The organism is Agrobacterium sp. 16-2014-1-2a (assembly GCF_053522705.1).
In genome coordinates this window covers 1600467-1627050 of sequence record NZ_JBNWBX010000001.1, presented here as the reverse complement: position 1 = coordinate 1627050, position 26584 = coordinate 1600467, and the positions used below count along the sequence as shown (strand labels likewise).

Annotated in this window: 28 protein-coding genes and 1 tRNA gene; 11 read left to right on the top strand and 18 right to left on the bottom strand. The window is 57.6% G+C overall.

The window, feature by feature from the left end:
• Positions 1-70: 70 nt before the first annotated feature.
• On the top strand, positions 71-1375 hold the full coding sequence (gene pncB / locus ACQZ45_RS08140) for a nicotinate phosphoribosyltransferase (protein ID WP_003514549.1): 1305 nt from the start codon (positions 71-73) through the stop codon (positions 1373-1375).
• A 64-nt stretch (positions 1376-1439) separates the two neighbouring features.
• On the opposite strand, the gene ACQZ45_RS08135 is transcribed toward pncB, so the two are convergent.
• A complete protein-coding gene (locus ACQZ45_RS08135; RefSeq protein WP_003514553.1) occupies positions 1440-2834 on the bottom strand; it encodes a leucyl aminopeptidase in 1395 nt (464 codons plus the stop codon).
• A gap of 142 nt (positions 2835-2976) precedes the next feature.
• Between ACQZ45_RS08135 and ACQZ45_RS08130 the strand changes: the two genes are divergently transcribed.
• Positions 2977-3801, top strand: coding sequence for a tetratricopeptide repeat protein (locus ACQZ45_RS08130; RefSeq protein WP_035251994.1), 825 nt, complete (start codon positions 2977-2979; stop codon positions 3799-3801).
• A gap of 99 nt (positions 3802-3900) precedes the next feature.
• On the opposite strand, the gene ACQZ45_RS08125 is transcribed toward ACQZ45_RS08130, so the two are convergent.
• From ACQZ45_RS08125 to ACQZ45_RS08085, 9 genes are all read right to left on the bottom strand, one after another.
• On the bottom strand, positions 3901-4887 hold the full coding sequence (locus ACQZ45_RS08125; protein WP_003514557.1) for a type II secretion system F family protein: 987 nt from the start codon (positions 4885-4887) through the stop codon (positions 3901-3903).
• A 10-nt stretch (positions 4888-4897) separates the two neighbouring features.
• Positions 4898-5902, bottom strand: coding sequence for a type II secretion system F family protein (locus ACQZ45_RS08120; protein ID WP_003514558.1), 1005 nt, complete (start codon positions 5900-5902; stop codon positions 4898-4900).
• Positions 5903-6020: 118 nt separating this feature from the next.
• Positions 6021-7493 (bottom strand): CpaF family protein, encoded by a 1473-nt coding sequence (locus tag ACQZ45_RS08115; protein WP_003514561.1) that lies wholly within the window; start codon positions 7491-7493, stop codon positions 6021-6023.
• 33 nt (positions 7494-7526) lie between these two features.
• Positions 7527-8813: an AAA family ATPase gene (locus ACQZ45_RS08110; RefSeq protein ID WP_003514563.1), complete on the bottom strand. Its 1287-nt coding sequence runs from the start codon at positions 8811-8813 to the stop codon at positions 7527-7529.
• A 34-nt stretch (positions 8814-8847) separates the two neighbouring features.
• Positions 8848-9540, bottom strand: coding sequence for a CpaD family pilus assembly protein (locus ACQZ45_RS08105; protein WP_003514564.1), 693 nt, complete (start codon positions 9538-9540; stop codon positions 8848-8850).
• Between the two features lie 56 nt (positions 9541-9596).
• On the bottom strand, positions 9597-11180 hold the full coding sequence (locus ACQZ45_RS08100; RefSeq protein WP_025592137.1) for a type II and III secretion system protein family protein: 1584 nt from the start codon (positions 11178-11180) through the stop codon (positions 9597-9599).
• Positions 11177-11983 (bottom strand): Flp pilus assembly protein CpaB, encoded by an 807-nt coding sequence (gene cpaB, locus ACQZ45_RS08095; RefSeq protein ID WP_003514566.1) that lies wholly within the window; start codon positions 11981-11983, stop codon positions 11177-11179. The genes ACQZ45_RS08100 and cpaB overlap by 4 nt, the downstream gene beginning before the upstream one ends.
• Positions 11984-12108: 125 nt before the next feature.
• On the bottom strand, positions 12109-12621 hold the full coding sequence (locus ACQZ45_RS08090) for an A24 family peptidase (RefSeq protein WP_003514567.1): 513 nt from the start codon (positions 12619-12621) through the stop codon (positions 12109-12111).
• Positions 12622-12703: 82 nt separating this feature from the next.
• The gene (locus ACQZ45_RS08085; RefSeq protein ID WP_003514568.1) at positions 12704-12886 is read right to left on the bottom strand and encodes a Flp family type IVb pilin; all 183 of its coding nucleotides are present in this window, start codon (positions 12884-12886) and stop codon (positions 12704-12706) included.
• Positions 12887-13331: 445 nt separating this feature from the next.
• On the opposite strand from ACQZ45_RS08085, the gene ACQZ45_RS08080 reads away from it, so the two are divergent.
• Positions 13332-13715, top strand: coding sequence for a pilus assembly protein N-terminal domain-containing protein (locus ACQZ45_RS08080; RefSeq protein WP_046205577.1), 384 nt, complete (start codon positions 13332-13334; stop codon positions 13713-13715).
• Between the two features lie 240 nt (positions 13716-13955).
• On the opposite strand, the gene ACQZ45_RS08075 is transcribed toward ACQZ45_RS08080, so the two are convergent.
• A tRNA-Leu gene (locus ACQZ45_RS08075) sits at positions 13956-14042 on the bottom strand.
• Between the two features lie 120 nt (positions 14043-14162).
• Positions 14163-14468 carry an Rdx family protein gene (locus ACQZ45_RS08070; protein WP_003514570.1) on the bottom strand — a complete coding sequence of 102 codons (306 nt, stop codon included), beginning with the start codon at positions 14466-14468 and terminating at the stop codon, positions 14163-14165.
• 145 nt (positions 14469-14613) lie between these two features.
• Here ACQZ45_RS08070 and ACQZ45_RS08065 point away from each other — a divergent pair, with 145 nt between their 5' ends.
• The 4 genes from ACQZ45_RS08065 to ACQZ45_RS08050 all read left to right on the top strand — a co-directional run bounded on the left by ACQZ45_RS08065 (position 14614) and on the right by ACQZ45_RS08050 (position 17438).
• Entirely contained in the window at positions 14614-15063 is a 450-nt protein-coding gene (locus ACQZ45_RS08065; protein ID WP_003514571.1) for a DoxX family protein, read from the top strand.
• Between the two features lie 138 nt (positions 15064-15201).
• Positions 15202-15900: a type 1 glutamine amidotransferase gene (locus ACQZ45_RS08060; protein ID WP_003514574.1), complete on the top strand. Its 699-nt coding sequence runs from the start codon at positions 15202-15204 to the stop codon at positions 15898-15900.
• A gap of 86 nt (positions 15901-15986) precedes the next feature.
• Positions 15987-16175 carry a YegP family protein gene (locus ACQZ45_RS08055; RefSeq protein ID WP_003514584.1) on the top strand — a complete coding sequence of 63 codons (189 nt, stop codon included), beginning with the start codon at positions 15987-15989 and terminating at the stop codon, positions 16173-16175.
• A 177-nt stretch (positions 16176-16352) separates the two neighbouring features.
• Positions 16353-17438, top strand: a complete 1086-nt coding sequence (locus ACQZ45_RS08050) for a glycoside hydrolase family 25 protein (protein ID WP_035251997.1) — start codon at positions 16353-16355, stop codon at positions 17436-17438.
• Between the two features lie 11 nt (positions 17439-17449).
• Here ACQZ45_RS08050 and ACQZ45_RS08045 read toward each other — a convergent pair whose 3' ends face one another.
• Positions 17450-18325: a DMT family transporter gene (locus ACQZ45_RS08045; RefSeq protein WP_003514586.1), complete on the bottom strand. Its 876-nt coding sequence runs from the start codon at positions 18323-18325 to the stop codon at positions 17450-17452.
• A 116-nt stretch (positions 18326-18441) separates the two neighbouring features.
• Between ACQZ45_RS08045 and ACQZ45_RS08040 the strand changes: the two genes are divergently transcribed.
• Both ACQZ45_RS08040 and ACQZ45_RS08035 read left to right on the top strand, forming a co-directional pair.
• Complete coding sequence (locus ACQZ45_RS08040; protein WP_003514588.1) at positions 18442-19839, top strand: aminotransferase-like domain-containing protein; 1398 nt, start codon at positions 18442-18444, stop codon at positions 19837-19839.
• A gap of 88 nt (positions 19840-19927) precedes the next feature.
• Positions 19928-20245, top strand: coding sequence for a hypothetical protein (locus tag ACQZ45_RS08035; RefSeq protein ID WP_003514590.1), 318 nt, complete (start codon positions 19928-19930; stop codon positions 20243-20245).
• A 70-nt stretch (positions 20246-20315) separates the two neighbouring features.
• On the opposite strand, the gene ACQZ45_RS08030 is transcribed toward ACQZ45_RS08035, so the two are convergent.
• A complete protein-coding gene (locus ACQZ45_RS08030) occupies positions 20316-20774 on the bottom strand; it encodes an Rrf2 family transcriptional regulator (RefSeq protein ID WP_003514591.1) in 459 nt (152 codons plus the stop codon).
• A 150-nt stretch (positions 20775-20924) separates the two neighbouring features.
• Between ACQZ45_RS08030 and ACQZ45_RS08025 the strand changes: the two genes are divergently transcribed.
• Positions 20925-21812, top strand: a complete 888-nt coding sequence (locus ACQZ45_RS08025) for an NAD(P)/FAD-dependent oxidoreductase (protein ID WP_003514592.1) — start codon at positions 20925-20927, stop codon at positions 21810-21812.
• Here ACQZ45_RS08025 and ACQZ45_RS08020 read toward each other — a convergent pair whose 3' ends face one another.
• Positions 21813-22595 (bottom strand): AraC family transcriptional regulator, encoded by a 783-nt coding sequence (locus ACQZ45_RS08020; RefSeq protein WP_003514593.1) that lies wholly within the window; start codon positions 22593-22595, stop codon positions 21813-21815.
• A gap of 94 nt (positions 22596-22689) precedes the next feature.
• On the opposite strand from ACQZ45_RS08020, the gene ACQZ45_RS08015 reads away from it, so the two are divergent.
• On the top strand, positions 22690-23097 hold the full coding sequence (locus ACQZ45_RS08015; protein WP_003514594.1) for a DUF2000 family protein: 408 nt from the start codon (positions 22690-22692) through the stop codon (positions 23095-23097).
• A 71-nt stretch (positions 23098-23168) separates the two neighbouring features.
• Here the strand turns inward: ACQZ45_RS08015 and lepA are convergent, their stop codons facing one another.
• From lepA to ACQZ45_RS08000, 3 genes are all read right to left on the bottom strand, one after another.
• Entirely contained in the window at positions 23169-25007 is a 1839-nt protein-coding gene (lepA, locus tag ACQZ45_RS08010; protein ID WP_025592156.1) for a translation elongation factor 4, read from the bottom strand.
• A gap of 61 nt (positions 25008-25068) precedes the next feature.
• Complete coding sequence (locus tag ACQZ45_RS08005) at positions 25069-25938, bottom strand: carbon-nitrogen hydrolase family protein (protein WP_003514598.1); 870 nt, start codon at positions 25936-25938, stop codon at positions 25069-25071.
• Complete coding sequence (locus ACQZ45_RS08000; RefSeq protein WP_003514600.1) at positions 25935-26543, bottom strand: hypothetical protein; 609 nt, start codon at positions 26541-26543, stop codon at positions 25935-25937. The genes ACQZ45_RS08005 and ACQZ45_RS08000 overlap by 4 nt, the downstream gene beginning before the upstream one ends.
• Positions 26544-26584 lie beyond the last annotated feature (41 nt).

The following is a 26584-nucleotide window of genomic DNA, read 5'->3' as shown; positions in this document are numbered from 1 at the left end:
TAATACCTGTCGAGGTGCGGGGTGACGTCGGCCCTGCCGATGTTCTGGGCCGATGCTGGGGAATGCAAGCATGACGAAGACCGATATAGCAACCCGTGTCCACAATCACACCTGGAAACTCGATCCGATCGTCCGCAGCCTGATCGATACGGATTTCTACAAGCTGCTGATGTTGCAGATGATCTGGAAACTCTATCCGGAAGTCGACGCGACGTTTTCGCTCATCAACCGCACGAAGACGGTGCGGTTGGCGGAAGAGATCGACGAGATGGAACTGCGCGAGCAGCTCGATCACGCGCGTACCCTGCGCCTCTCCAAGAAGGAGAACATCTGGCTTGCGGGTAACACCTTCTACGGCCGCTCGCAAATCTTCGAGCCGGAATTCCTCTCCTGGCTTTCGAGCTACCAGCTGCCGGAATACGAGCTTTTCAAGCGAGACGGGCAATATGAGCTGAATTTCCACGGCCGCTGGATGGATACGACACTCTGGGAAATCCCGGCGCTGGCGATCATCAATGAGCTACGCTCGCGCAGCGCAATGCGCTCGCTTGGTTATTTCACGCTGGATGTTCTCTACGCCCGCGCAAAGGCCAAGATGTGGGAAAAGGTCGAACGGTTGCGGGAACTGCCGGGCCTGCGTATTTCCGATTTCGGCACCCGCCGCCGCCACAGTTTTCTGTGGCAGCGCTGGTGCGTCGAGGCGCTGAAGGAAGGCATTGGCCCTGCCTTCACCGGCACGAGCAACGTCCTTCTCGCCATGGATTCCGACCTTGAGGCGGTCGGCACCAATGCGCATGAATTGCCGATGGTGGTTGCGGCGCTGGCGCAAACCAACGAGGAACTGGCCGCAGCACCCTATCAGGTTCTGAAGGACTGGAACCGGCTTTACGGCGGCAACCTGCTGATCGTGCTGCCCGATGCTTTTGGCACGGCGGCCTTTCTGCGCAATGCGCCGGAATGGGTGGCGGACTGGACGGGCTTTCGTCCCGACAGCGCGCCGCCGATCGAAGGCGGGGAAAAGATCATCGAGTGGTGGCAGAAGATGGGCCGTGACCCCCGCAAGAAGATGCTGATTTTCTCAGATGGGCTCGATGTCGATGCCATCGTCGATACATACAGGCATTTCGAAGGCCGGGTGCGCATGAGCTTCGGCTGGGGCACCAATCTGACCAATGATTTCGCCGGTTGCGCGCCGAAGACCATCGCCAGCTTGAAGCCGATTTCCATTGTCTGCAAGGTCAGCGACGCCAATGGTCGGCCAGCCGTGAAACTCTCCGATAATCCGCAAAAAGCGACAGGCGAACGATCCGAGGTGGAGCGTTATCTGAAGTTCTTTGGTGAGGAAGATCTCAAGGAACAGAAGGTTCTGGTTTGAGTAAGGCCGGGCGCTCCGCTTAACGAAGCGCCCGTGGGCCGGTCAGATCAACCGTGGTACCGATTTACTTCGCAAACTGGTGTGAGATGTAATGGAAGAGTGCTCTGATCCCTTGAGCCTCGCCGCCGATCGATGAATGGTGCCTTTCGCTCAAGGACCAGCCGTAAATATCGAAATGTGCCCATTTTTTCGTATTGGTGACGAAACGCTTCAGGAACAGGGCGGCGGTGATCGATCCTGCCATGCCGCCTGATGGCGCGTTGGTGATATCGGCCGCGCGTGAGCGGATATCCTTGTCGTACCCCATGTAGAGCGGCATGCGCCAAAGGGGATCGTCGGTATCGATGCTCGCTTCCGCGATATCGTGGGCCAGATCGTCGTCATTGGTATAGAAGGGCGGCAGATCCGGGCCGAGAGCAACGCGGGCGGCACCCGTGAGCGTTGCCATGTCAATCATCAGGTCCGGCGCATCCTCGTCTGCATAGGCCAGCGCATCGGCCAGAACGAGACGGCCTTCCGCATCCGTATTGTCGATCTGTACCGTCAGGCCCTTGCGGCTCCTGTAGATATCACCGGGACGGAAGGCGTTGGCGGAAATGGAGTTTTCGACGGCGGGCACGAGGACGCGAAGATTGACCGGCAGTTTCGCGTCCATGATCATCAGCGCAAGACCGAGAACATTGGCCGCACCACCCATGTCCTTCTTCATCAGCGCCATGGAGGCGGCTGGCTTGATATCGAGACCACCAGTATCGAAGCAGACACCCTTGCCAACGAGGGTCAGGCAGGGATTTCCCTTCTTGCCCCAGTTCATTTCCAGAAGGCGCGGTGCGCTTTCGCTGGCGCGGCCGACGGCATGGATGAGCGGGAAGTTTTCCTTCAGCAGATCGTCGCCGGTAATGACGGCCACCTTTGCCTTGTAGTGTGCGGCAAGGCTGCGGAAGGCGATCTCAAGCTCGTCCGGTCCCATATCGTTGGCCGGAACATTGATGAGATCGCGGGCGAGGAAGACGCCGGCCAGAACGCGCTTGATCTCGCCATCTTCGGCATCCTGCGGAATGAGAAGCTTTGCCCCGCTGGTTTTGGTTGTCTTGTATTTGTCGAAGCGGTAGCTGCCGAGGCCGAAACCGAGAGCCAGCCGATTGGCCGTCAATGGCGCGGTTTCAATATGCCACTCGCCTTCGGGAAGCTCGCGGGCCAGTTTTCCGGTTATGAACGGGATTTCGGAGGGATTGCCCCCAAGGCCGAGAAGAACGCCACCTAGCGAACCATCGGAAGAGGGAACAAGCAATACGGCGCCTGCTTCGGCCTTGAAACCCGCTTTCTTCGCCCAGTCCAGAGCAACAGGATCGATGGCACCCTGTTCGATATGGGCTGGCGTCACGGCGAAAACCGGCAGGGTGCTGCCAGCCTTGGAGCTGAAAGGTGTCGGGCGTTCGATGAACTGATAGGGCGCCATGGTCTGCTTTCGTAACTGTCGAGAATCGGTGCGATTAACGCTCTGTTAGGGTTAACAGATTATTGCTTAAGCGAAAGTTGCGTCATGTGAGTCTGTCGTATGTCGGGCGCAAGATCGATAATTCTTGGGCGGGGGCACTGCCATGACTGCTTTTTCTTTGAGCGAGACAGGTCGGACAGGCTTACTGCGGGGAGCATGTCTCGCAGCGCTGGTTTTCGCCGTTTCCGGATGCGCGAGCACCAACAAGCCGGATCGCATGTCCACCGGCTCCATTCCTGCGGCCACACGCTCCTATGACCACATGAACATGGACCAGCTCCGGCAGGCGGAAGAGACGGCCGGCAAGGCCTATGAACGCAGCCCCAAGGACAGGTCAGTCGGCATGAATTATGCTAACGTGCTGATGATGACCGGCAAGAACACGCAGGCGCTCGCGGTCATGCAGCAGATCGCCATCGCCAATCCGTCCGACCGCGAGGTGCTTGCCGCCTATGGCAAGGCGCAGGCAGCATCAGGCCAGCTCGAACAGGCCCTTTCAACCATTCAGAGAGCACAGACGCCTGATCGTCCAGACTGGCGGCTGTATTCTGCCGAAGGTGCCGTGCTCGACCAGCTTGGCAGGTCGAACGAGGCCCGCACCAAATACAGGCAGGCACTCGATCTCAAACCGAACGATCCAAGCGTGCTCTCGAACCTTGGCATGTCCTATGTCCTGTCGAGCGATCCCCGTACCGCCGAGACATATCTGCAATCGGCCATCACCCAGCCGGGCGCCGACAGCCGCGTTCGCCAGAACCTCGCGCTCGTGGTGGGTCTTCAGGGACGGTTTGCCGAGGCTGAGCGCATCGCGGTTCAGGAACTTTCGCCACAGCAGGCGCAGGCAAATCTCGGTTATCTGCGTGCAATGCTGTCGCAGCAGAATTCCTGGCAGCAACTGGCGAAGAAGGACAACAAGCCAGCAGGCTGATGCGGGTTCAGGCGCGTCCATCAATGCCACATCGCAGATAATATTCACAGCTCCGCCTCATCACGCGCTACCGCCTATAGGGCGGGCGCGTTTAGCGTGTCAGAACGTATCGGCGACGCGAATGCCGGCTGGTCCGAGAACGACTGCGATGAGCACCGGCAGGAAAAATATGATCATCGGCACGGTCAGCTTTGGCGGCAGGGCGGCGGCCTTCTTTTCGGCTTCGTTCATCCGCTCGTCACGGCCTTCCTGGGCCAGAACGCGCAACGCCTGAGCCAATGGCGTGCCGTATCGTTCCGCCTGGATAAGCGCTTGCACCACGCTTTTTACGCCGTCCAGCTGCGTGCGCATGCCAAAATTCTCAAGTGCGATGCGCCGGTCCTGAAGGAAGGAAAGCTCCGCTGTCGTCAGCATCATTTCCTCCGCCAGTTCGGGCGACTGCTCACCCATTTCTTCCGCAACACGACGCATGGCGGCCTCCATGGACACACCGGATTCGATGCAGATCAGCATCAGATCAAGCGCATCCGGCCAAGCGCGCCTGATCGAGGCCTGCCGCTTGTTCATGGCGTTGGAAACATAGATATTGGGTGCGTAAAAACCCAGATAACCGAAAATGAGCACTGCCATCAGCCGGACGACGAAAGCCTTATCGGCGAGGTTTCCGAGAACGAAAACCCAGGTAAAGGCCAGGGCCAGAAAAACGAATGGCAGCACGAACCGGGCGGCAAGAAATGTGTTGAGCGCATTCTGTGAACGAAAACCCGCAGCGCGCAGCTTGTTCATCGTGTTCTTGTCGGCAAGCGCTTCCTGAAGGTTGAATTTTTCGACGATGCGGCGCGCCGATTTATTATTATTGCCACGCAGGGAGGCCTTGCCGTCCCTAGTGGCGGCGGCGAGGCGCTCACGCTCGCGGCTGCGAATGAGATCGCGCTCCGATGACACGGCTTTCATGCGCTTGGCGAAGTCTTTTCGCTCAAAGAGTGGCATGATGAGCGTATAGAGGGTTGCGAAAACCGCAAGGGTGACGAGAATGGCAATGATCGTTTGCGGGTCCGTCAGGCTGGAAAAGAGGCTTCCTGTCATGGTCGTGCCCTCATATGTCGAAATTGATCATTTGGCGCATGATGAAAATCCCGATCAGCATCCATAATGCCGACACCCCCAGAATGATGTGCCCACGCATGTCGGTGAAGAGCACCGACAGATAGTCGGGCGAGGTGAAATGCACCAGCAGCATGACGATGAAAGGCAGCGCGCCAATAATAACTGCCGAGGCCTTCGCCTCCATCGATAACGCGTTGACTTTGGCACGCATTTTCCTGCGTTCACGCAGAACTTTCGAAAGGTTGGAAAGAGCCTCCGAAAGATTGCCGCCCGCCTGCGCCTGAATGTTGATCACGGTGCTGAAGAAGCTCACTTCGAAAAGCGGCACGGTCAGCATCATGCGCTCGATCCCCTGCGGAATGCCGATGCCGACCTGTAGCGCGTCGATGACGCGCTGGAATTCCGTCTTGACTGGTTCTTGACCGTCTGAAGCAATCAGTCGCACGGCGTCGTTCAACGGTAATCCGGATTTGATCGACCGGCACATGACATCCAGCGCATTTGGAAATTCCTCGAGGAATTTTTTCTGCCGGCGCTTGAGTATAAATGCCAATACCCATCGCGGCAGTCCCAAGGCCACGACGGCTCCTATGAGCAGAGCGATAAGCATCGACAGGCCATAAAGAAGCGCAATGACGACGGAGAAAGCAGCCGCGCCTGCGCTCAGAAGGTGGAACTGCCGGACAGAAAGTTGCAGTCCCGCTTGAACCAGCTTTTCGCGCAGACCGACATTCTTTGCTTTCTTCGCCTTTTCGCTTTGTTTCTTTTCCATTTCCCGCAGGCTGTCCTGCATGGACTTGCGGCGTTTGCCAAGTTCCTGGACCCGGTCCCGCGCGGCCTTGATGTTTGCGTGATCCGTCTCGGCGGCCTTGACCCGCTTGACGCGACTAGTGGTCTTTTTCTCGACCTCGATCTGCTGGAAGAGGAAGGCATAAGCAAGCGCCCCTGCCGAAATAGCGACAAGTGCGGCCAGTAACAGGATTGTGGGGTCCATGGCAGTCGCCTTCCTTAGAGCATTTCCGGTAAAATTGCGTAGTGGTTTTCCGTCCGGAAAATACGTAGAAACAAAGAGTTAGAGCACGTCAGACGATTCCGTTTAAACAAGACTTGCTCTAGGATGTCTTTTCCATCTCGTCGAGCGCGGTGGCCAGGCGTTTTTCCTCGCCATAGTAGCGCGCGCGATCCCAGAAATGGGGTTTGCTGATGCCCGTGGATACGTGCTTGCCGATCAGCTTGCCATGCGCGTCTTCGCCGTCAATTTCGTATCGCATCAGATCCTGGGTCACGATGACGTCGCCTTCCATGCCGATCACTTCGGTGATCTGCGTTATCCGGCGTGAGCCGTCGCGAAGGCGCTGGGCCTGAATGACGATGTCGATAGAGCCCGAAATGATTTCACGTACCGTCTTTGCCGGCAGGGTAAACCCGCCCATGGCGATCATCGATTCGATACGGCTGAGGCATTCCCGCGGCGTATTGGCGTGGAGCGTTCCCATCGATCCGTCATGGCCGGTGTTCATCGCCTGAAGAAGGTCGAAAACCTCCGGTCCACGCACTTCGCCGACGATGATACGTTCAGGCCGCATACGAAGGCAGTTCTTGATCAGATCACGCATGGTGATCTCACCTTCACCTTCGATATTCGGCGGGCGCGTTTCCAGCCTCACCACATGCGGTTGCTGCAGTTGCAGTTCGGCGGTGTCCTCACAGGTAATGACGCGTTCATCCTTGTCGATGAAGCTCGTCAGGCAATTGAGAAGCGTGGTCTTGCCAGAGCCGGTACCACCAGAGATGACGACATTGCAGCGGACGCGGCCGATGATCTTGAGCAGGGTCGCGCCTTCAGGCGTGATCGCGCCGAAACGCACTAGCTGGTCTAGCGTGAGCTTGTCCTTCTTGAATTTTCGGATCGTAAGCGCCGGACCATCGATGGCGAGCGGTGGTGCGATGACGTTGACACGCGATCCATCGGGTAAGCGGGCGTCGCATATCGGGCTCGATTCGTCCACGCGTCGGCCGACCTGACTGACGATGCGCTGGCAGATGGAAAGCAATTGACCATTGTCACGGAACCGTATGTCGGATTCGATGGTCTTGCCGCCGACTTCGATGAAGGTCTGGCCGGAACCGTTGACCATGATATCGGCAATATCATCGCGTGCGAGAAGCGGCTCCAGCGGCCCATAACCAAGAACGTCGTTGCAAATGTCTTCGAGCAGCTCTTCCTGCTCGGCGATGGACATGGCGAAATTCTTGATCGTTATGATATCGTTGACGATATCACGGATTTCCTCGCGTGCGCTCTCCGCGTCGAGCTTGGCGAGCTGCGAAAGGTCGATCGTATCGATGAGCGCGGAAAAGACCTGGCCCTTGGTATTGTAATAATCTTCCGTGCGGGCACGCTTTTTCTGCGGCGATTGCATGGGAGATTGTGCCTGCCGCGTTGCAGGCGATTGGCCGGGCTCCAAAGTGTCGATCGCCAGAGATCGCGGCTCAGGCGTTGCCTTCACCTGCTGTATGGCAGGCGCGACAAAATCCGGCTTTATGGTTCTGGCTGGGCCTTCTGGCCCGCGTTTTCCGAACATCGGCGTTTCCGTCTAAAGGCCCAGAAAGGGAGCCTATTTGCGCTTGAGAATATTCTTGAGCTTGTCCAGACCGCCGCGCTTGTTTTTGCGCAGAATGGTACGGCCTGTAATGGTATGGGCAATTTGCGAGAACGTTTCCGCGATCTGGGATTTTTCGTCCATCTCGCTGATCATGCGACCGCTGTTGGCGGCATTTCCGAACAGCTGGGTGTCGAACGGAATGATGGCGACCGGCTCGATTTCCAGTGGGTCGAGAAAATCCGCAGGGGCGATCTCCGGGCGTTTCGGCATGCCGACCTGATTGAGAACGAGATGCGGTAACTTGTCGTTGGGTCTCAGTTTTATCAGCGCGTCGAACAGGTTCTTCGTATTGCGCAGGTTTGCGAGATCCGGAACCGCCGTAATGACCACCTCGTCGGCTTCCGCAAGCACCGCCCGCGTCCAGTCACACCATTGATGGGGAAGGTCGAGAACCGCGACGGGCGCACTGCGCTGCAGGACCTCAAGAATCGGCAGAAACGCCTGACGATCGAAATCATAGGTCCTGTCGAGAAGAGAGGGTGCGGCCAAAAGTGAGAGGTGGTCGGAACATTTCGTCAGCAGACGGTCGAGGAACACCTCGTCCAGCCGTTCCGGCGAAAACACCGCTTCCGCCATGCCCTGAGCGGGATCCTGATCGAAATCGATGTTGGCCGTGCCATAGGCAAGATCCATATCCGCCAGAATGGTTTCGGTGGAGAAGAGGGTAGAGATGCCGAAGGCGCAATTATGCGCGATCGTCGACGAGCCCACCCCGCCTTTGGCACCGATGAAGGCTATGTTGCGACCGAGCGGCTCCGCTTCCGGGTCAACGAAGATCGTCGCGATCGAGGCCAATAGATCGGCCATGTTGATCGGTGCGACGAGATATTCGGAAATGCCGTTGCGGATGAGATCGCGATAAAGCGTTATGTCGTTGTGCCGGCCAACGATGATGACACGGGTGGTGGGGTCGCAAACCTCTGCCAGAGGAGCGAGATCATCCAGCAGAGAAGACGGTGAGCTTGCTGTTTCGAGAACGATGAGGTTGGGCGTTGGTGAGGCGGAAAACATCGTCGCCGCCGCGTTGATGTCGCCCTTGGTTACCCGCAGGGTGACCTTGCTCATCCGCCTGTCACTGGATAAGGCATCCATCACGCGCTGCATGTTTTCGCTGACGCAGAAGGCATGGACGGATATGCGGGGCAAGGGCCGCAGGCGATCCATATCCGAGGCACGCGGCGCCGGCTGTTCGGCTTCCGCGTCGCCGCTTGACTTGATATCGTATTCTACAGCGCTCATCGTCTTTCCTGCCCTGACAATTGTTGGAACCGCGTCAATTTGGCGTCGCCGTGTTTTTGCCGCTGCGATAGGCGTCAATCACCACTGCTCGGCGCTCCGCGTCGATCGGACTCATGCCACGCGGGCCAACCAGATCCATGGGATTGGCAACCTGTGCCGCGAGATTGCTCTGGGAGGCACATCCGAAATTGTACCAGTTCTTGTTGGCAAAGGTATTGTCGGAAAGGTCTTCGGGCCATTGGCCGCATTGCCCGGTCATGGCGGTAACGGCCACATAACTCAGTCGAATGGGGGCGGCGTCGCCATTCGGGGATGCAGCGTAACGTGTTTCCATGATCTTGCCAGAGGGCACACCAGCGCCGGAAAGCGCGGAGCGGATTTGTCTCGCCATTTTTGAAGCCGCTGCCGAGTTGGCTGATCCCGATGGCATCTGGATATTGACGATTCCCGTCGACATCGAGGCGTAATTCTGGGCGAAACCACGGACATTATCCGCCATTGCCGTGGTCAGCCGGCTATCGCCTGCTGAAACCGGAATATCCAGCGAATGCTCGGCTTCCGAGAGGGTGATCGGATGGCGCGTGCGGTAGTCGTCAGGAATGGCGTTGGTCGTCATCGGGTCGCGTGCGCAACCCTGCAACAGGCCGGCGGCAAGCGCTACCATGGCGACGAGACCTGCCCGTCTGCCCGGCAGGCTTGAGGAAAAGGAAGAAGGGTTTTCCTGCATGACGTTTCCTGCCCGGACCGGGCTTGCTCTGAGGACGAGATTTCGTGCGTGTGTCGTCATTTGTAGATGAACCCCACTGATCCCTGATAGGGAGCCGCCTGGACCTGATCCTTCCGGCCATAGACCTTGTTGACACGGTTCATGAAATACATCGCGGCATCGTTTTCCGGGTTGAAGTTGTCATCCGGCCGGGCAATCTGATTGCGCGCAACAGGACGTACCAGATAGGGCGTTGCTATGATGACAAGCTCCGTCTCGTTGCGGATGAAATCCTTGCTGCGGAAAAGCGTGCCGAAGATCGGGACTTTGGAAATGCCGGGAAGTCCTGACATGGCCTGGCGAATATTGTCCTGGACCAGACCTGCGATCACAATCGAGCCGCCGGACGGAAGTTCGACTGTTGTCGATGTCTCGCGTTTGCGGATCGACATGTAGGTAGAACCTGGGATGGTGCGGCCCGCATTTCCGGTTACAACGTTGCCTTCATATGTCGGCTCGGAAACATTGGTCTCGATTTTAAGGCTGATCCGTCCCGGTGAAAGCACGACGGGCCTGAAGTTCAACGTGATGCCGTAGTCGACCGTGTTGGTGGTACGCGTTATGGTTGGCTGGCCCGTATCCTTGTCGATGGTAACTTCTTGCTCTGCAGGCAGACGGAAATCGCCCCCCACGTAGAACTTGGCCTGTTCGCCGGAGATGGCGGTAAGACTTGGTTCGGCCAGAGTGCGCACGACACCCGCCTGTTCCATGGCGTTGAGATAGGAAGCAAAGTTGAGCGAGCCGGAGCCAATCGCGCCACTGGCTATTCGCGACGCACCGCTAATTGCATTTCCGAGATTGGACGGATTTGAAAATTCGAAACCGTTATTGCTTGTCGAGCTGCTGATGGAACCATTGAAGCCAAGCTGTTTCAGCACCTGCCGGCTAACTTCAGCAACGGTGACTTTCAGCGTCACCTGATCTTCGCCCTCAATCGTCAGCATATTGACGATCTGCGATGTCTGGCGGTTTTCGGCAAATATCGCCGCGTCACCGCCATTGTTACCGCCCGTCAGCGATATGTTGCGGGTGGTGGCTTCGCCGCCTTTCAGAAATGCTTCGGCAAGCTGGACGGCGCGTGCAGAATCCTGCGGCGTGCGCACTGATCCAGTGAGAACGATGTTGTCCGAAACGATCTCTACCTTGATGTCCGATTCGGGAATGAAACGGCGGATATTGGCCTCAAGCCCAGAGATATCGCGCTCGACCTCAAGATCAAGACTGACGATTTCGCGCCCGCCGTCTCCGAAAATGAAGATATTGGTCTGGCCCACCGTTTTTCCGAACAGATAGATGCGCTTGGACGTACGGGTTACGGCATCGGCAAGGCTCGGATCGGCGACGAGAATATCATGGGCATCCTCCGGCAGATCGATGACCAGTGCCTTGTTGAGACCGAGCTTCAGGCGCTTGCGAATGCCACTACCGCTTTCGGTGATCCGCACGATGCTCGCGCTTTGAGCCTCGGCTTCGCTGATACGCAAAAACGCGGGAGAGTGCTGACCCGGAAAACCTGAAAAAGCCAAGCAAAATGCAAGGCTGCCCGCCATTGAGGAACGCAGGTGTTGTTTAATGCGCTTTGCCATGGAACTCCCGGTCATTGCGATGCTCCTTGTCCGGCTTTGACGATCGAACCGGATTTGATCACCTGAATCTCCGGCTGCCCGGAGCCGCCGTTGAGAAGGTAACCTGCTGAAAGCGTGTCGTTTTCCTGCGCATCGGCGACTGAGCGCAAAGCCAGCGTAAGGCGATCCGCCATCTGTTGCGCCACGGTGATGATTTTGGCCTGTTCGGGTGTGAGTTCGAGCGTTGCGGTTGCACCCACGACGGCTGAGGTGCCGTCCTCGCCTTCCTTGATCTGCTGGTCGATCGCCAGAACACGGACATTGTTCAAAACATTTTCAGTTAAAAAATGACCTGAATCGCCCTTGCGGACCATGATGACATCGACTCGGTCATTCGGCAGCACGAAACCGCCAGCACCTGTCGAGACGGAAATTTCCGTGGCGACGGCGCGTTTGCCGGCCGGCAAAAGCGAGGACATGATGCGGGTGCTGGAATCGACCACTTTTTCAGGCCGTACCGGCTCGCCCTGAAACAAAGGCAGCCGCACGACAGCGCCGGATAGTTCGGTTATGGCGTTCGGGTTTTTCGCTTCCGTTATGAAGCTGTCGATGACGTTACCAGTGGGCCAGGGCGTCCAGTGTACCGAACTATCGTTCAGGCGGCTGCCAACGGGTAGGTTGACCGAGGAAACGAGAACGTTAACCGTCGGTTCCTTCTCTATGATCGTTTCCGCTTTTTCGATGACCTGCTTCGCGCCGGAAATCTGCATGGCAACGATGCCGGCAAGACCGGCGGCGACTAGGGCAACGGACAGAATGACGATACGCGACGGTTTCATGCTCGATCCTTGAGGGAATCAGATTCTTCTCCCGTCAGGATGGCCGGTCATTGGTATAATTATGGTTAATATTATGCTTGGATTTCTGGTTAACAGGCCTTTAACCTGCAGTGAACGCAGATTTCTCAGGAAAGACTTGCGATGGCGGCTTTTACAAGCGGTGTTTCGCCATAGGTCAAAAGCCCGGCAATAGCGATGCCTATGCCATAGGGGATTTTCTTCGCAACCAGCAAGGAATCCGGAATGGGAATGCCGGCCGCCATGATTTCCCGCGAGCGCGATCGCAAAAGCAGGATTCCAAGCGTCAACACGCCGCCGATGAAGGTGACCGCAAGTAGAAACTCTATTAGGGAGGCATTGAAACCGTACCAGACAGCGGCAGCTGTGAGAAGTTTGGCATCCCCACCGCCCATGACATTGGCAGCGAAGAGCGCAAAACAGGCAAAAAAAACGGCTGCGGCGGCTGAAATGCTCATTGCGAAGGTTTGCCACTCCATACCCGTAAAGGGCGCAACCACAATGAAGGAAAGCAGCAATATAAGCGGTATTCTGTTGGGTATGGTCATGCTCGCTACGTCATTGATGGCAGCGAACACCAAGCAGAGAGGCAGTATAAGAAAAATTGCCGCAACTGCCATTTTTATCTCTTCGAAGTTGACGGAAGATTGTTATAAAAATGCCACCCCGTTTACGGGGTGGCATATGCTTTGGTGCGTATAATCACGATGTCTTCGCGGTCAAGTTGAGGTAAGTCGCGAGGTTCGTGAACTGGAGTCCGATTTTGGAGCCCAGCGACGATGCGCCGCCGATGATGGCAACAGAAATAAGCGCAGCAATCAGGCCGTATTCAATTGCAGTGGCGCCGGACTCATCCTTCAGGAAGCGAGCGAAAATCTTAGTCATGGGTCTCTCCTAACTCTTGTGTTGTGTTCAGCACGCCGACAACTGTTTTCCGTTGTTCGGTTGCGTTCAAATTACAGGTGAGCGATTTCCAAGCGCTTAAAGAAGAGGATTAATCCAAAGTAAACGACAGGATGAGTTTCTCTTGGTAAACAAAACAAAAAAGTATTGTCTCTATTTTTATAGTTCCTGATAAACAAATATATTCCAGAGACTGTCAGTTTCTTATTTCCGGCAAAGTGTCCTCCCGGTGAGACATAGATGTTCAGTTTTGGTGCGGGACAGCGAGAGCCTCGAAAATATTGCCATGTCAGGCATGGTTACCGTTCACATTAGGGGCCTCTATCATTTAACGCTTCATTCACTAAAAACCCGCATTCTGCTGCACAGTAAGTGCGGGTAGTGAGCAGGGGCGAAACGCGTGTCATCCGGAAAACTGGCGAAAATCGTGGTCGGCTTGTCCGTCATCCTATCGGGTTCGTTACAGCCTGTTTTTGCTCAGGAAGACATATTGCGCGTTTCGATGAACCACGCCCGTGTCCTTCGCCTCGACCGCCCCGTGAGCAAGGTTATTGTCGGCAACTCGAAAGTCGCCGATGCGACGGTGGCCGATGCCACCACGATCGTGCTGACCGGGCGCAGTTTCGGCACGACGAATCTTGTTCTTCTCGATGCCGAGGGCAATCCAATCGTCGATGAGCGCATTCTCGTCTCCATCGATGAGGGCAATACGGTTCGCGTTTTTCGACAGACGGAACGGACCGTGCTTTCCTGTACGCCGAATTGCGAACAGCATTCGCAAAACAGTGGCGACAAAGACGCCCAGCCTTAAGCGAACTGCAACCCAATACCAGGTCTGAATATATCGGAATTCCGCGCGCGGGAATGGCTGGCATTTTGTCAAAGTGACAAAGGCTTAGTGCTCGTCCTGGGCAGTATTTTTATGGGAAAAATCGGGGTTGATCGCCAGCAAAACGAAAAACCGCAACATGTTCCCCTGCCTTTTGCAGGAGGACTGAATGTTGCTGTTTTTTCGTCTAAGTGTTTGATCTGGCTAAGATCAAAAATGGAATGGTGCCCAGAAGAGGACTCGAACCTCCACACCCTTGCGAGTACCAGCACCTGAAGCTGGCGCGTCTACCAATTCCGCCATCTGGGCGACGGAGAGCGATGTACGAGGGCAGCCGCCCGGTGTCAACAGACTTTTTGAACTTTTATGACGATCATTGATTTTAAAGGGAAAAAACTTGGTTAGACGCTGTTGAAACATGTTGCCGCGTCAATTGTCGAGCCCTTCATGCTTCGTCCTGTCGACATGACCGAGGTCACGTTCCGGGTCGATGACATCGCGGATTCTCTGTTTGAGTTCTTTTGGACCGGGGAAACCGCCATCGCGCTTGCGCTCCCATATGGTTTCACCATCAACGGTGATCTCGAACAGGCCACCCGTTGAGGGAATGAGGCTGACTTCGCCGATATCAGAAGCGAAGGTTTGCAAAATCTCCTGCGCCATCCATCCCGCACGAAGCAGCCAGTTGCATTGTGTGCAGTAGCGGATGGTTATGCGGGGCTTGGTCTCGGCCATGATCACGTCTCCTTCAGCGCCCGGTGACAATAATGCTCACGATAATGTCAACTATAATACTCATGTTTTTACCTGCGGCATGCTTGTTCTTATCATGCTGCTTTGCGAACAGATAAGCCATCGAAGGCTAAAACGCGGAGATCCCATGGCCCAGTTCGACAATAATCGTCAGCGTCTTTTCGTTCCGGCGGTCGCACCTCTTTATAATTCGACACATGATCTGGTGGAGACCGTTCTGCGCGTCGTGGCCGGGCTTCTTCTTGTCACCCACGGCTTCGGCAAGATCGCCAATCCGTTCGGGGCTGTCGGCATGGTGGAGAGCCTCGGCTTTTATCCGGGTGTATTCTGGTCACCTCTCCTGGCCGCCACCGAATTTTTCGGTGGAATTCTCGTGGCCATTGGGCTGTTCACGCGGCCGGCATCCTTTGCCGCAATGATCGTGCTTTTAGTAACGGTCTATTTTCACGGTATCGTAAAAGCGGAAGGTCTGGGTGGCGCGGAAAAATCAGTTCTCTGGGCAGCCATTTTCCTGTTCTTCGCTGTCCGCGGCGGCAACCGGCATTCCGTCGACGCGAAGCTGTCGCGGGAATTTTAAGGTGCCACAGGCCGGCTTGTCCGCTTATTGCCTTGCTGACGATATTGCGCCTCTTGAAAATCCGTTTTTCTCGTGGTGAAGCTGAATTCGATCGGCGATACCGGCCGATCGTATTCCCCGTTGTCGGCAAGAGGCCCCATGCGCGTTGCAATTATCGAAAACATGGCGGGCACGCCGCATGGACAGATCGGCGTCGCTCTGCAAGAGGCAGGGGCTGACGTGCATGTCATCCGCGCCTATGCGGGTGAGCCTCTTCCTCTCGATGCAGCTGCACACGATGCGCTCGTCGTTTTGGGCGGGGAGCAGAACGCTCTTGACGACGTGCTTTATCCCTATCTTCCAGACCTCGCACTTTTGATGAAAGCGTTTGGCGATGCGGACAAGGCCGTGATGGGCGTCTGTCTCGGCAGCCAGTTGCTGGCGCGCGCCTATGGCGGAGAGAATATTCTGGCCGGCCCGCCCGAATTCGGCTGGGAAGACGTATCCCTCACGGAAGAGGGCGTGTCCGATCCGCTATTGGCGGGACTCGACAAGACATTTCCCATTTTTCAGTGGCATTGCGACACATTCACGCTTCCTCCCGCGGCGACGAGACTTGCGACCAATGGTGCAACGCGAAATCAGGCTTTTCGCGTTGGCCGGGCCGCCTATGGCACGCAATTTCATTTTGAGGCATCCACGGCCGTGGTAGACGGATGGTGTGAGGCATTCCCGGCTTCCGTCGAGAAAATGGCGCCCGGCTGGATGAACAATTACCACGATCACCGTGGCGGGCGTGCCGATGTGGCCGATGCGACCGGTCTGGAAATTGCCCGTGCCTGGGTACGGCTTGTGTGATCTGGCAATTATCGGTTGCGAATATGGCCAAGGCCGCTCAGAATTGAGTGTGTTTCACCGACGTTTGCCAAGGAGGCACCAAGATCATGTATAAATTCGAAATCTATCAGGACAGGGCCGGGGAATATCGCTTCCGCTTCAAAGCATCCAACGGGGAAACGATGTTTTCGTCCGAAGGATACAAGGCCAAGGCATCGGCCATCCACGCCATCGAATCGATCAAGAAAAATTCCCCCGGCGCCGATACGGTCGATCTGAGCACGATGACCGCCTGAAGCTCTCCGTTTCGCGAAACCTCGAGGCATTCTCCTGCCAGAAATGACGGGCGCGTTGGAAGGTGTCGGCGTAAAGATAAGATTCAGTCTTTTTTGATAATCTTCCGTTAGCAATTGTATTTCGAGGTTCCCGGGCGGCGTCAGAGTGCCCCTGGATTGTTTTGCGTACGGGTTCTCATGCGTTCATCGGCTGTGCCAGCACTTCTCTTCGGTTGCCTTCTGCTTGGTGGCTGTACGTCCAGTTCCGGGCCGGAAAGCCTGATGGCCGGCCTGCCGTCGAAGGAAACCACGAGTTCGGTTACGCCATCCGCGCCGGTGCCGCAGGCAAGCGTGGGCAGCCAACCCATCACGGCCCAGCCGCGACAGGAAGTTTTGGCATGGGGCGGGCCGGTGCCCGAAGAGCCAAAGGCCTTTTCAGCCGTTACCCCACGAGCGCCCGTGCCGCAGAACGCGCTTGAAACCCGTTTGCCGTCACCGTCACAGGCTGGAATGGTACGACCGGCAGAGCGTCCGGTACAATTGGCCATGGCTGCAGCCCCGGCGGCCAGTGCCGGTGCGCAGATCCGTTCGCGCATTTTCCGCTCCAGCTTCAGCGATGCCAAACCCATCAATTTCGGCAGGGTCCAGCCGCGCCATTTTCAGGTCCACGGGGTGGATGTCTCGCGCTGGCAGGCCAATATAGACTGGCCGCAGCTGCGCACACGCGGCGCCAACTTCGCCTTCATCAAGGCGACGGATGGCGGCGATCATCTTGACCCGATGTTCCGCACCAACTGGCAGCGTGCAAAGGAAGCGGGCATCCGTCGTGGCGCCTACCACTTCTTCTACTGGTGCCGGTCGGCCGGCGAGCAGGCGGATTGGTTCATTCGCAACGTACCGCGCGATCCGGATGCGCTGCCGCCGGTGATCGACGTGGAATATAACGGCGAATCGAGCTGCAAGATGCGCCATTCCCGTGAGCGTATTCTGGAAAAGATGCGCGTGTTCATGGACAAGCTGGAGCGCCATTACGGCCAGCGTCCGATTATCTATACGGCGCCCGATTTTTATAAGGACAATCTGACCGGCGAGTTCCAGGACTATCCCTTCTGGCTGCGCGCCGTTGCCCAGCATCCGTCCGTGGTCTATCCCGGCCGCAAGTGGTTGTTCTGGCAATATTCCGGCTCCGGCCTGTCGCATGGTGTCGATGGACGCATCGATCTCAATGTCTTCAACGGCAGCGAGGATGCCTGGCATCGCTGGGTAGACCGCCGCTCGAGTTGACGGGGCGGGCGTCAGCGCGAAAATTTTCGCGCGCCGGCAACGCAGAGCACCACCACGAGCGTGATGGCGATCATCGCAGGGCTGACCTCCTCGTGAAGCAGGGTTGCTGCAAGCACCAGCCCAAAGAACGGCTGCAGCAATTGCAGCTGGCCCACCGCGGCAATTCCGCCAAGCGCCAGCCCGCGATACCAGAAGATGAAGCCGATCAGCATGCTGAACAGCGAGACATAGGCAAGGCCGCCCCAGGCCTGCGGGTCGATGCCTGCGAGGGTTTGCGGCCCTGTGAAGAAGGCAAGCGGCAGCATCAGAGGCAGGGAGAGGACCAATGCCCATGAGATGACCTGCCAGCCCCCCAGTTTGCGGGAAAGGGCAGCACCCTCGGCATATCCCAGCCCACAGACGATAATCGCGCCCAGCATCAAGAGATCGCCGGCAAGTGATGCTCCGAGCCCGGAGGCCAGCGAATTCGACAATGAAAAGCCGGCAACGAGAACGCTGCCCAGGCAGGAAAAGAACCAGAAGGCGGGCCGCGGGCGTTCTCCCCCACGCAGCACGGCAAAAACCGCGGTAGCGAGCGGCAAAAGCCCGACAAAGACGATGGAGTGGGCCGAGGTAATGTGCCGCAAGGCGAGGGCAGTCAACAGCGGGAAGCCAACCACCACGCCGAAGGACACGATGAAAAGGGATGCCATATCATCGCGCGCCGGGCGTTTTTGCCGGAACACAAAAAGCAAAGCGAGCGCCAGAAGGCCGGCTATGCTGGCGCGGGCGAGGGTCAGGAACACTGGATCGAAACCCGTTACCGCAACCCGCGTGGCGGGCAGCGAGCCGCTGAATATCACCACGCCGATAAGGCCGCTTAGCCAACCGCTTGTCGTCTTGTCCATGACCGTCTCCTGCAATTTCCCTTACTTGATCCGGAACGGCTGGTGAAAACAGCGACAGTCATATACAATTTCAAGAAACTGTTATGGTTGTTTGGGTGGTACGGTTGGAGAGAAATGTGGACGGACACCTCGCGACGGGAACGCGCATAGAACAGGTGATGGCCAGCATGCGGCAACGCATCGCTTCGCGAAGCCTCGTTCCCGGCGCCAGGTTGCCATCCGTTCGAGCGCTTGCGAAGGCCATGCAGGTCTCCACTTCAACCGTCGTCGAGGCCTATGACCGGCTGGTTGCCGATGGCACTATAAGCTCACGACCGGGTTCGGGATTTTATGTGGCGGGTCCGCTCGCGCCCCTGTCTCTGGCCGATATCGAGCCTCGGCTGGACAGGGCGGTGGATCCGCTCTGGGTGTCGCGCCAGGCGCTGGACGAGGGGGCGGCGCTTGCCAAGCCCGGCTGCGGCTGGCTTCCAGCGTCATGGATGCCGGAGCAAGCGCTAAGGCGGGCGGTGAGGGCGCTTGCCCGTGCGGATGCTTCCTTGCTGACGGATTATGCGAGCCCAATGGGGCTGTTGCCGCTACGCCAGCTTTTGTCCCGCAGACTTGCCGAACATGGCGTACAGGCGGGCGCCAGCCAGATCATGCTCACCGATTCCGGCACGCAGGCGATCGATCTCCTGTGTCGTTTCCTACTGCAGCCAGGGGATACGGTGATTGTCGATGATCCCTGCTATTTTAACTTCCGCGCTCTCTTGCGGGCGCATCGGGTGAAAATCGTTGGTGTGCCCTATACGCCGGCTGGACCGGACCTGCCGCTTTTCGAGCAGGCACTGAAAGAGCATCAGCCGCGCCTTTATATCACTAATTCCGCGATCCATAATCCGACAGGCGCAAGGCTTTCCGCCGTTTCCGCCCATCGCCTGCTGATGCTGGCCGAACAGGCGGGCCTCACCATCATCGAGGATGATATTTTTGCCGATTTTGAAACGCAGGCGGCACCACGGCTGGCTGCTTTCGATGGTCTGAACCGGGTCGTCCAGATCGGCAGTTTTTCTAAAACCCTGTCTGCTTCCGTTCGGTGCGGTTTCATCGCAGCGCCTCCAGCATGGGTGGAAGCCCTGACCGATCTCAAGATTGCCACTGCTTTTGGTGGAGCCAATTTTTCGGCTGCATTGATCCTGTCGCTTTTGACTGACGGTAGTTATCGCAAGCATGTCGAGGCTCTTCGACAGCGTCTCGCGGCGGCGGTGCCTGAGGCGGCGGCGCGTTTGAAAGCGCTTGGATGTGTGCCGTGGATCGAACCGCAGGCGGGCATGTTCTTATGGTGCCGCCTGCCGGAGGGGGTCGACGCCGCCGATGTTGCACGCCGGGCACTGGTGCAACAGGTGGTGCTGGCACCCGGCAATGTTTTCAGCTCCGCGCAGAACGCATCCGCTTTCATGCGTTTCAATGTGTCGCAAATGGCCGCTCCTCAGGTCATGGCGGTGCTGGCAGATGCCCTCAGGCAGAGCGCGTAATTGTCGCCCATATTGTGCTGGCCGAGGAGAATCGGAACAAAATCCCGTGAACGCCGTTTTCTTCTCAGAATGAAGAGGAGGAAATACCATGACATTCGATCCAAACAATCCGCGCCCGGACCGTGATCTTCGTCCGGAACTGAATATCAGCAATGAACCGCTTGCCCGCAAGTCTCCGTCCTGGATGCCATGGCTGGCGATTCTCGTTGTCGCATTGGTGGGCGTTTTCGCCTGGTCGCAGATGAGCGGCCCGAACACCGATCCGGCCACGACATCCTCGACCATGCCGCCTGCGGCGACGCAACAGGCACCGGCGCCCGTGACTCCGACCGTCCCGGCAACACCGCCTGCCAACAATGCCGCACCGGCAAGCCCGAATACCGGCGGCACGCAGACGCAGCCGTAATGGGTTAGATAATCTGACAAAACCGCCTGCCTTACGGCAGGCGGTTTTTTATTGCGCCAACTCTGCGGCGTTAGAGCTGATCCATCGCGGAGGGGTGGTTGGACAATCTGGACCAGCGGCTCATCGATTCCTCCGCCAGCGCCGAAAGCGTAATGTTTCCGAAGCGGGACAGGAGAATGGTCTCCGCCTCGTTCATGGCGTCGAAAAGGGCAGCATTGACGGCCTGCTCTATGACGCAGTTAGGATTATCTCCTGCCAGCCCAATCGAGAACAATTCCGGCGCGCCAAGCGCCCGGTAAATATCAAGCAGCGTGATTTCGCTGAGCGGTCGCGCCAGAACCCAGCCACCGCCATGGCCTTTTTCCGACGACACGTAACCGTGCTCCCGCAAGCCCGCCATGGTTCTGCGCACCACCACCGGGTTCGTCTGCAACATCGCCGCGATGCTTTCCGAGGTCGCCGCACCCTCGTGTTTCTCCATATGGATCAGAATATGCAGCACCCGTGAAAGGCGCGTGTCGTGTCTCATCGGTGAAATCCGCCTGTTTTTCGCGACATTACCAGTTAGCATATGACGTAACAATATAAGTTGCGTGACTATTGACTCTAAAAATCATGTAACAATATAAGTATCGTGAAACGAACGGGCGCTTCCGGCTCGGTGAACGATAGGTGCATCATGAAATACGACGTCATCATCATCGGCGGCAGCTATGCGGGCCTGTCCGCCGCCCTGCAGCTCGGGCGCGCGAGAAAAAACATCCTGGTGGTGGACGCGGGTGAGCGGAGAAATCGCTTCGCCAGCCATTCCCACGGTTTTCTCGGACAGGACGGCAAGGCGCCGGGCGACATCATCGCCGAGGCACGCCGCCAGATCGAGCGCTACCCGACGATACACTGGGCAAAGGGCAGGGTAACGAATGCCGAAGGATCATTCGATGACTTCGTCATCGAGATCGATGGCAATCGCCGCGAAAGGGCGGCTAGACTAATCCTTGCCACAGGCGTTACGGATGAACTGCCTGATATAGCCGGGCTGAAGGAACGCTGGGGCAGCGCCGTCTTCCATTGCCCCTATTGCCACGGATACGAACTGGATCAGCGCAGGATCGGCGTCATCGCGGCCTCACCGCTGGCCATCCACCATGCACTGATGCTTCCGGACTGGGGTGAAACGACCTTTTTTACCAACGGTATATTCGTGCCGGATGCTGAACAGAATGCGCTTTTGTCAGCCCGGGGCGTTCGGGTGGAAAAAGAGCGTATCAGAGAGATCGCAGGGCATGCGGATGTCGTTCTTGCGGATGGGCGCAGCATTGCTTTGGCCGGTCTTTTCACGCAACCGAAATTGCTGATTGCCTCGGATTGGATCGAAAAGCTCGGTTGCATCGTGGAAGAAGGGCCGATGGGTTCAAGCATCGTGACGGATGCCATGAAACAGACGACAGTGCGCGGAATCTTCGCATGCGGTGATGTGGCAAGGCCCGCCGGCTCGGTCGCTCTTTCTGTGGGCGATGGCGCCATGGCAGGGACTGCGGCTCACAGGTCGATCATGTTTCCGGAATGATCAGTGCGAAACAAGGCTTAGCCAGCGCCCCGGAGGCATTCCGAAGGCATTCTTGAAGTGGCGGGTAAAATGCGCCTGATCCGCAAAGCCGCAGGCAAACGCCGTTTCCGCAAGACCCGCACCCGCCCGCATCATGTCCTTGCATTTTTGCAGACGCCGCATGATGAGATAACGGTGCGGGCTCGTGCCAAACAGGGAGCGGAAATGCCGAAAGAGCGTGAAGCGATCTAACCCGCTTATTTGCTCCAGCTTCTCTGAGCTGACGGCAAGCGCGCTGTTCTCCAGCAGGTAATCCCGGCAACGGAAAACGGCGATCCGGTCAAGCCGCCTGAGGGTTCTCTCGCTTCCGTTCGAATGCTTCCAGAGCAGATCCGACAGTCTCGATTGCCAGTCGGTCAGGAGCAGATTGTCCGGCTCGCCTTCGAGATTGCCGAGAGCCTCTATCAGGCATTGCCGGAACTCATCGTCTTCGATGACGGGATTTTTTGCAAATGGCAGCGCGTGAAATCCGGTCGCCACCTCCATGGTTTTTTCCGGCGGAAGGTAGAGCATACGGTAGCGCAGGCCTTCGTCGGTGCCGGCACCACCATCGTGAACTTCGTCCGGATGCAGCACGATAACCTTTCCGGGCGTGCTGAAATGCGATGTGCCACGATAGGAAAACGTCTGGACGCCGGAAAGCGTCACACCCAGAGCATAGGTGTCATGGCGATGGGGTGCATAGGCGTTGCCGTGAAAGCGCGCTTCGATGCGCTCGATCCCTTCGCTGGAAGGGGCCTGCACGATCCCCTCGAATTTGCACGAACGTTCAAGATCGCTCGTACCCTGAGGGACTAGGGTCGCTTCTCTTTCGTAACCACAGCCAGATTGAGTTCGCATGTTTGATACCAAGATCGCCGTCATCCTTCGTGATGACCTTGCCGTGTGGCAAAAACTGAATGTCACCGCATTTCTCATGTCCGGCATCGTCGCCCAGACCAGAGAGATCATCGGGGAACCATACCGCGACGGGGCGGGTAACGTCTACAATCCCCTGTCCGTCCAGCCGATAGTCGTCATGGCCACGGATCAGGAGGCACTGCGCAAAATCCATCAGCGATCCCTGGAACGCGAGGTCACGACATCGCTCTATATCGAGGAAATGTTCGCAACCGGTCATGATGTTGCCAACCGCCAGGTGTTTTCGGAATTTTCTCCCGACAATGCAAAGGTTGTCGGCATGGCGCTGAGGGCGGACAAGAAAATCGTCGACAAGATTACCAAGGGCGCGAAGCTGCATGCCTGAGCAGCTGGCGTGAATGTAAAAAGGGAGGCCGTGAGCCTCCCTTGTCAAATCAGCGACGATTTAGCGGCCGCTTATTCGTCGTTCATCTTCAGCGCAGCGATGAAAGCTTCCTGCGGAATCTCCACCTTGCCGAACTGGCGCATGCGCTTTTTGCCTTCCTTCTGCTTGTCCAGAAGTTTGCGTTTACGCGTCGCATCGCCACCGTAGCACTTCGCCGTCACGTCCTTGCGCAGCGCGCGCACGGTTTCGCGGGCGATGACCTTGCCGCCAATGGCCGCCTGGATCGGGATCTGGAACATGTGCGGCGGAATGAGTTCCTTCAGCTTTTCGCACATGCCGCGTCCGCGCCGGTCAGCCGCCGAGCGGTGGACCAGCATGGAGAGTGCGTCCACCGGGTCGCCGTTCACGAGGATCGACATCTTGACGAGATCGCCTTCGCGATAGTCGATGATGTTGTAGTCGAACGAGGCGTAACCCTTCGAGATGGATTTCAGCCGGTCGTAGAAATCGAACACCACTTCGTTGAGCGGCAATTCATAGGTGATCATCGCGCGGTTGCCGACATAGGTCAGCTCCGTCTGCAGGCCGCGCCGGTCCTGACAGAGTTTCAGAATACCACCGAGATATTCGTCGGGCGTCAGGATCGTCGCCTTGATCCACGGTTCGCGGATTTCCTTGATCTTCACGACATCAGGCATATCAGCCGGGTTGTGCAGCTCTTTCTCGGTGCCATCCGTCAGCGTCATTTCATAGACGACCGAAGGTGCTGTGGCGACCAGATCGAGATTGAACTCGCGCTCGAGACGTTCCTGAATGATTTCAAGATGCAGCAGACCGAGGAAGCCGCAACGGAAACCGAAGCCGAGAGCGGCAGACGATTCCATTTCGAAGGAGAAGGAGGCGTCGTTGAGGCGAAGCTTGCCCACTGCCGCGCGCAGATCTTCGAAGTCGGCTGCATCGACAGGGAAGAGGCCGCAGAAAACCACGGGCTGCGCTGGCTTGAAGCCGGGCAGGGCCTGCGCCGTCGGGCGCTTGTCGTCGGTAATGGTATCGCCAACACGCGTATCGGCGACTTCCTTGATCGAGGCGGTGATGAAACCGATCTCGCCGGGGCCGAGGCTGTCGACATTGACCATCTTCGGGGTAAGTACGCCAACGCGCTCGACGCCGTATTTTGCGCCGGAACCCATCATGCGGATCTGCTGGCCCTTGGTCAGCACGCCGTCGATGACGCGCACCAGAACCATGACGCCCAAATAGGTGTCGTACCAGCTGTCGACGAGCAGTGCCTTGAGCGGCCCGTTCTCGCCGACTTCGCTCTTCGGCGGTGGCAGGCGGTTGACGATGGCTTCGAGAACATCGGGGATGCCAAGCCCGGTCTTGGCCGAAATCAACACAGCTTCGGAAGCATCGATGCCGATTACTTCCTCAATCTGTTCCTTGATGCGGTCGGGCTCCGCGGCCGGCAGGTCGATCTTGTTCAAGACCGTCACCAGCTCGTGATTATTGTCGATCGCCTGATAAACGTTGGCCAGCGTCTGGGCTTCCACACCCTGAGATGCGTCCACCACCAGTAGCGAACCTTCGCAGGCCGAAAGCGAGCGGGACACTTCATAGGCAAAGTCGACGTGACCGGGCGTGTCGATGAGGTTCAGCACATAGGTTTCGCCGTTATTCGCCTTGTAGTGCAGGCGCACGGTCTGGGCCTTGATGGTGATGCCGCGCTCGCGTTCGATATCCATCGAATCGAGAACCTGTTCCGACATATCGCGCTCGGCAAGGCCGCCTGTCGACTGGATCAACCGGTCGGCCAGCGTCGATTTGCCGTGATCGATGTGGGCAACGATCGAGAAGTTGCGGATATGGTCCAGGGGCGTGCGGGTCGAATTTGTGCTCATGCCCCGCGCTATAGCAGGGGCTTCTCATGCCGCAAAGCGGGAATTTGGTTAAAAGCCCTTTAAAATGGGCTTTTCAGATCGCAAACTGCTCCGGCCAGTCGCGGCGGGTGGCCACTTGTCCTTCGGTTCTAAGCTTGGCCACGGCAGCAAGGTCGATATCGGCGATCAGCAACGTGCTGTGTGTCACCGCATCGCTTTCGCTTTCCGCGACGATACCCGATGCCGGCATGCCATAGTCGGATGGCACGTAAAGTGCTGCGCGGCCACGATTTTCATCGACGGCGGGAGACCATGGAGCCTCACCCGCCGTGGGGGAGGAGAGAACGGCATATTGGTTTTCCAACGCCCGCGCCTGCGCGCCGATGCGCACCCGGTAGGCGCCGGCCAGCGTATCGGTGCAGCTGGGAGCGAGAACCAGTTCGACGCCAAGCTCGGCCAGCTTCCGGCCAAGCATCGGGAACTCGTTGTCGTAACAGATGAGGATGCCGAGCCTGCCGATCGGCGTCTCGAAGGCTTTCAGGCCCTCGATGCCGGCATGGATGTTCCATTGCTCCCGCTCGAAGCGCGTCATGATCTGCTTGTCCTGATACCCGATCAGTCCGTTGGGGCCGAACAGCCATGCGCGGTTGCGGAACTTGCCGTCCTTGTCTTTCACTGGCGCGCTGCCCGGCTGAAACAGGATTTGATGTTGCCGCGCCAGCTCTTCGCAAAGCTCGACCCATGAGGGGATGAGCGGCTGTATCTCTTCGATGGAGCGGTGCAGGTCCGAGCGCGCATCCGGCGGCAACTGCCCGGTCAGCGTCATGGCCGAATATTCCGGCAACAGCAGCAGCTCGGCGCCTTTTTCTTTCGCCTCGCGCACGATCGCGGAAAGATGGGCGGCATAGCCTTCCCATGTCTCGATGAGTTCGATGGCATATTGGCTGGCGGCGAGTTTCGTCATCTGTTTTCCTCTCCGGCAGCAATGGTCTTCATCCAGAACGACAGGGGCTTTGGGCTTTCGGTGCTCTCGTCTAGATCCCGCCAGGTGAAGCTGGTGTGCAATTCCGGGTGATGGCGATAGCCGCGTTTTTCCCAGAAGGTATTCAGCGGCACGTAATCCAACGGCCGGCGCGGGTGGTCGGCGGGGCGCTCGACCGCGCAGAAGGTGCAGCAGTTGAAGCCGAGCTTGCTCGCATGCGCCTCCCGCTCCACAAAGAACCGCACCCCGATGCCATGCCCGCGATAGCTGGGCAGAAGCACGCTTTCGCCGAAGTAAAATATTCGGTCCGGATCGTAACCCGCCTTCAGGAAGGGCGCCTTCACCTCGTCGGTCTCGGCCGCCATCGGCATGCCGGTGGACATGCCCACCACGTGTGCGCCATCCAGCGCCAGCACGAAAACCGCGCCTTTCGTGTCGGCATAGGTGGCGAGATATTTGCGCTCGTAATCCAGCGATCCGTCATAGAGATAGGGAAAGGCGCGAAACACTTCGATCCGCAGGCGCGCAAGGTCATCGAAATAGGGCGCGGCCTCGATGCCGGAAAGAGACTTGATTTCGACGGTCATGGGCATTTTCACTTTCGGTTGCACTGGTTATACCGTCATGG

Bases quoted from the DNA above. Each gene is read 5' to 3' on its own strand.
- pncB (WP_003514549.1), top strand. From the start codon at position 71: ATGACGAAGACCGATATAGCAACCCGTGTCCACAATCACACCTGGAAA.
- ACQZ45_RS08135 (WP_003514553.1), bottom strand. From the start codon at position 2,834: ATGGCGCCCTATCAGTTCATCGAACGCCCGACACCTTTCAGCTCCAAG.
- ACQZ45_RS08130 (WP_035251994.1), top strand. From the start codon at position 2,977: ATGACTGCTTTTTCTTTGAGCGAGACAGGTCGGACAGGCTTACTGCGG.
- ACQZ45_RS08125 (WP_003514557.1), bottom strand. From the start codon at position 4,887: ATGACAGGAAGCCTCTTTTCCAGCCTGACGGACCCGCAAACGATCATT.
- ACQZ45_RS08120 (WP_003514558.1), bottom strand. From the start codon at position 5,902: ATGGACCCCACAATCCTGTTACTGGCCGCACTTGTCGCTATTTCGGCA.
- ACQZ45_RS08115 (WP_003514561.1), bottom strand. From the start codon at position 7,493: ATGTTCGGAAAACGCGGGCCAGAAGGCCCAGCCAGAACCATAAAGCCG.
- ACQZ45_RS08110 (WP_003514563.1), bottom strand. From the start codon at position 8,813: ATGAGCGCTGTAGAATACGATATCAAGTCAAGCGGCGACGCGGAAGCC.
- ACQZ45_RS08105 (WP_003514564.1), bottom strand. From the start codon at position 9,540: ATGCAGGAAAACCCTTCTTCCTTTTCCTCAAGCCTGCCGGGCAGACGG.
- ACQZ45_RS08100 (WP_025592137.1), bottom strand. From the start codon at position 11,180: ATGACCGGGAGTTCCATGGCAAAGCGCATTAAACAACACCTGCGTTCC.
- cpaB (WP_003514566.1), bottom strand. From the start codon at position 11,983: ATGAAACCGTCGCGTATCGTCATTCTGTCCGTTGCCCTAGTCGCCGCC.
- ACQZ45_RS08090 (WP_003514567.1), bottom strand. From the start codon at position 12,621: ATGGCAGTTGCGGCAATTTTTCTTATACTGCCTCTCTGCTTGGTGTTC.
- ACQZ45_RS08085 (WP_003514568.1), bottom strand. From the start codon at position 12,886: ATGACTAAGATTTTCGCTCGCTTCCTGAAGGATGAGTCCGGCGCCACT.
- ACQZ45_RS08070 (WP_003514570.1), bottom strand. From the start codon at position 14,468: ATGGCCGAGACCAAGCCCCGCATAACCATCCGCTACTGCACACAATGC.
- ACQZ45_RS08065 (WP_003514571.1), top strand. From the start codon at position 14,614: ATGGCCCAGTTCGACAATAATCGTCAGCGTCTTTTCGTTCCGGCGGTC.
- ACQZ45_RS08060 (WP_003514574.1), top strand. From the start codon at position 15,202: ATGCGCGTTGCAATTATCGAAAACATGGCGGGCACGCCGCATGGACAG.
- ACQZ45_RS08055 (WP_003514584.1), top strand. From the start codon at position 15,987: ATGTATAAATTCGAAATCTATCAGGACAGGGCCGGGGAATATCGCTTC.
- ACQZ45_RS08050 (WP_035251997.1), top strand. From the start codon at position 16,353: ATGCGTTCATCGGCTGTGCCAGCACTTCTCTTCGGTTGCCTTCTGCTT.
- ACQZ45_RS08045 (WP_003514586.1), bottom strand. From the start codon at position 18,325: ATGGACAAGACGACAAGCGGTTGGCTAAGCGGCCTTATCGGCGTGGTG.
- ACQZ45_RS08035 (WP_003514590.1), top strand. From the start codon at position 19,928: ATGACATTCGATCCAAACAATCCGCGCCCGGACCGTGATCTTCGTCCG.
- ACQZ45_RS08030 (WP_003514591.1), bottom strand. From the start codon at position 20,774: ATGAGACACGACACGCGCCTTTCACGGGTGCTGCATATTCTGATCCAT.
- ACQZ45_RS08025 (WP_003514592.1), top strand. From the start codon at position 20,925: ATGAAATACGACGTCATCATCATCGGCGGCAGCTATGCGGGCCTGTCC.
- ACQZ45_RS08015 (WP_003514594.1), top strand. From the start codon at position 22,690: ATGTTTGATACCAAGATCGCCGTCATCCTTCGTGATGACCTTGCCGTG.
- ACQZ45_RS08005 (WP_003514598.1), bottom strand. From the start codon at position 25,938: ATGACGAAACTCGCCGCCAGCCAATATGCCATCGAACTCATCGAGACA.
- ACQZ45_RS08000 (WP_003514600.1), bottom strand. From the start codon at position 26,543: ATGACCGTCGAAATCAAGTCTCTTTCCGGCATCGAGGCCGCGCCCTAT.